This window comes from Pseudomonas guariconensis (assembly GCF_024127895.1).
GTDB classification, from domain to species: domain Bacteria; phylum Pseudomonadota; class Gammaproteobacteria; order Pseudomonadales; family Pseudomonadaceae; genus Aquipseudomonas; species Aquipseudomonas guariconensis_B.
Window position 1 is genome coordinate 1 of sequence record NZ_JAMYBK010000056.1, and the last position, 2831, is coordinate 2831.

The 2831-nt window shown below is 50.2% G+C and carries 4 protein-coding genes; 2 read left to right on the forward strand and 2 right to left on the reverse strand.

Features of this window, described 5'->3' with window-relative positions; translation table 11 throughout:
* Positions 1-316: 316 nt before the first annotated feature.
* Together NJF35_RS24465 and NJF35_RS24470 are read right to left on the reverse strand one after the other, a co-directional pair.
* Entirely contained in the window at positions 317-772 is a 456-nt protein-coding gene (locus NJF35_RS24465; RefSeq protein WP_253091604.1) for a hypothetical protein, read from the reverse strand.
* Between the two features lie 156 nt (positions 773-928).
* A complete protein-coding gene (locus NJF35_RS24470; protein WP_253091605.1) occupies positions 929-1270 on the reverse strand; it encodes a hypothetical protein in 342 nt (113 codons plus the stop codon).
* Between the two features lie 237 nt (positions 1271-1507).
* On the opposite strand from NJF35_RS24470, the gene NJF35_RS24475 reads away from it, so the two are divergent.
* Positions 1508-1717 carry a hypothetical protein gene (locus NJF35_RS24475; RefSeq protein WP_253091606.1) on the forward strand — a complete coding sequence of 70 codons (210 nt, stop codon included), beginning with the start codon at positions 1508-1510 and terminating at the stop codon, positions 1715-1717.
* Between the two features lie 336 nt (positions 1718-2053).
* Positions 2054-2710 carry a hypothetical protein gene (locus NJF35_RS24480; RefSeq protein WP_253091607.1) on the forward strand — a complete coding sequence of 219 codons (657 nt, stop codon included), beginning with the start codon at positions 2054-2056 and terminating at the stop codon, positions 2708-2710.
* The last annotated feature ends 121 nt before the right edge of the window (positions 2711-2831 follow it).

The window sequence follows — 2831 nt, forward strand, 5'->3', positions numbered from 1 at the left end:
AAATCGGAAAAGCTCATCTGACTCATGGGCAAGACTTGCTGGGGGGCTGAACGGAGGGCTATTTCAGCACAGGTCGGGCGGCTTGTGCTGACTTGATCGGAGAATCCCTAACGCCATAAAGGCTTTATAGGAGATGCGTTCCGCAACCGAATGAGATCAGAGCGACCGCCCGAGCAGAATGGACAGGATTTGGAGCGCCATCCCTGCTCGGTTTCGCCACTTGTCGTCCTCTGAGTAAAGTGGCTGGGTGAGATATGTTATGCCCGAGGTGATAGTGGTCAGAAGATTAGGGGTGAATTAGGGGCTGAACGCTGAACTATTGCCTGTTACCTTTGAAGTAGTTGAATAATTGTGTCGGCATGGTGATTTTTTTGTTTAGAAAATCAACCAGTTCCTGTCCCCCTAACCTATTTCCTAGGTCGTATTCTCTATTTCCTTGGAGGGCTATGGAGTCTCTGGCGAATTTAGTGCCGTGTTCTTCGCCAAGCAAGGTCAAGTGACCTATAACTATGAAGGCTGCTAGTTTTGCATCGCTATCATGCCCATCTATCTTGAAGGCTTGCATGGCTGAGTTGAAGCAGCCGACAAAGTAACCTCGGGTGAAGTTGCTGTAGAAGGCTTCAGAAAATCCTGGAAGTGTGCCCGCCCTTTTTAATTGAAGATCTATGATGAAAGTTGAAATTTTAATTGCGGCTTCCATAGGGTCTTTTGTGTTTGCATCGCTTCGTGGTTCGCTTTTAACTTTTTTTCTAAAAATTTTCCAGAAGGCCATGGTCCACTCCGATGCTCTTTATGTCTGATATCACCATATTAGGACGTTGGTGATGGGTTCTCCATTATTGCAACAATAAAATCTAGCTATGGCGGGGATGCTGAGCCATGTGTTACTCGAGTAGGTGGTAGTCATCCGGCGTCTTGGGATCAGCTGTTAGCCCTGGTCCGATGACGCCTCGCGCTGCTTGACCTGCTCGACGGGGTCAAGGTCGTAGCCATCGCGAGTGAGGTCTATGCCGTATTTGCAGCGAGCCGTGTTCATCAGGTGGATGTACTCGACGTACGCCTCGTTTGCCCGGCGGTGCTCGACTGTGATCTGGGCCTGCAGGTTCTGGTTGATGTCGACCAGCTTCTGGATGTTGCGTCTGGCCCTGGCCAAGTCTCGTCGGAGCTGGTCGTTCTCGTTGCTGAGCATGTGGCATTGGTGCTTGAGCAGTTCGACGTGTGTCGGCATGCCAAGCTCGAAGCCGGTTGTGTCGATGTCGGCGAGGTCCACGGGGCACCTGTAGATATACTGGTTTTATATACAGTAATTCAGAGCGGTGGAATCGACTAGCCCCAGGTGACGATGTGCTGCTTTTCCAGGGAGAGAGGTTCCGTAGGACGCTAGGGGGCGGATTGGTGTTGGAGTTGGCTGCGCCGGTAGCCGATCGGGCATGAGAAGCAGCTTAGGCCGCTGTGAGCGCATGCCGCTGCCTATACTGCCCAGACCGTCTGGACGGAGCAGTCACCCATGAAGCGCACCTTGGAAGGAATGATTCTCGCCGGCGAGCCGCTAATGCAGCAGGCGATCGATGCGTTGCGTCGGTATCACGAAGCCGAGGAGTCTGGCGCGGCGCTGGAGGAGGTCGAGCGCCTACGGCTGCTGGCAGAGTCGCTGTATCAGGCCGTGACGGACTATCAGTTGTACGCACTGGGGCATCAGGACTTGGTTCGCCACTAGATTGTGGCTAGACATTGTTTTCGGGGGCGGGATTGAAGGTTGGCAGAGTATCGGGGGAGGCGTCTAAAACAGCGTTGATGGCCCTTGCCATTACTGGGCGAAAACGGACGAAACCTGAGAAAAAGTATTAGACGTGGAAATAGTGTAGGCCGCATGTCTGGCGGCCTACACTCGAATTTTAATGCTACTGCTGCATCATCGGGGTATGTGATTGGCTGCCTGGTACGGCTAGAAAAATTATGCTATTGCGGATGGGTAGCGAAGGGTGGCGGACAGCCACTGTTTCCGACAAGATATGCAAGTACAACGGTCAATGTCTTACGTGAGTCTATAGAGATGATCTCGAAAATTCTGAAAGGGAAAGCACCTATAACAGTAATCGGGGTGCTAGTGCTTGGGATTGTTTGTTCAGCAATTTATGATGCCATAGTTAAGCCAGGCTTTAGTATGGTCTCCAGATATCTGTTTGATATATTTACTTTCGGATCTCAGCGGATGAAGGATTCAACGTTCAGTAATGCAGCCTTAGATCCAACTCCAGTGGCTGGATTGGCTTTGGTGCTTGCTATGTTGATAGGGGCGGGTATGTATATGTTCTATTCACAATTGGCAACGGAACGTATAGTATATAAGTTATTTAGATCTTTTGAGGCAAGCGCAAATGAGAATCCTGACACGACGAGGGATGATGGCTTTGGTGTGAGGACTAAGCTATTTCTGCGCGGGATGTTATATGTTGCACGGCTCTTGGTGCTGATTTTCATAATTGCATCTTATGTGCTGTACTCTTCTTTGAATCAGTCGATAATTGTATGGCGAGTATTTCAGGCTAATCTGAATGTAATTGCCCCCTACGTCACGCAAGATCAGTTGAGTATGCTCAAGTCGGACTTCGCTAGAGTCAGGACGGAAAAGCAGTATATTGAGGTTAATAAGAGGATTGAGGCCATCGCAAAGGCTCGTAACGTCGAGCTTAGGAATGATTCCCTGTGAAGCAATTGTGCTAGGGATTCTCCGAACAAGTTTCCCCAAGCCCGCGATAAGTAACGTGTCGACGCCGCAAGGCCGATTTTTCAGGCCTCAATCGCATCAAAACCAGGGCTTTTCCCTGGTT

Coding starts and splice junctions, on each gene's coding strand:
- NJF35_RS24475 (WP_253091606.1), top strand. CDS start 1,508: ATGAAGCGCACCTTGGAAGGAATGATTCTCGCCGGCGAGCCGCTAATG.
- NJF35_RS24480 (WP_253091607.1), top strand. CDS start 2,054: ATGATCTCGAAAATTCTGAAAGGGAAAGCACCTATAACAGTAATCGGG.
- NJF35_RS24465 (WP_253091604.1), bottom strand. CDS start 772: ATGGCCTTCTGGAAAATTTTTAGAAAAAAAGTTAAAAGCGAACCACGA.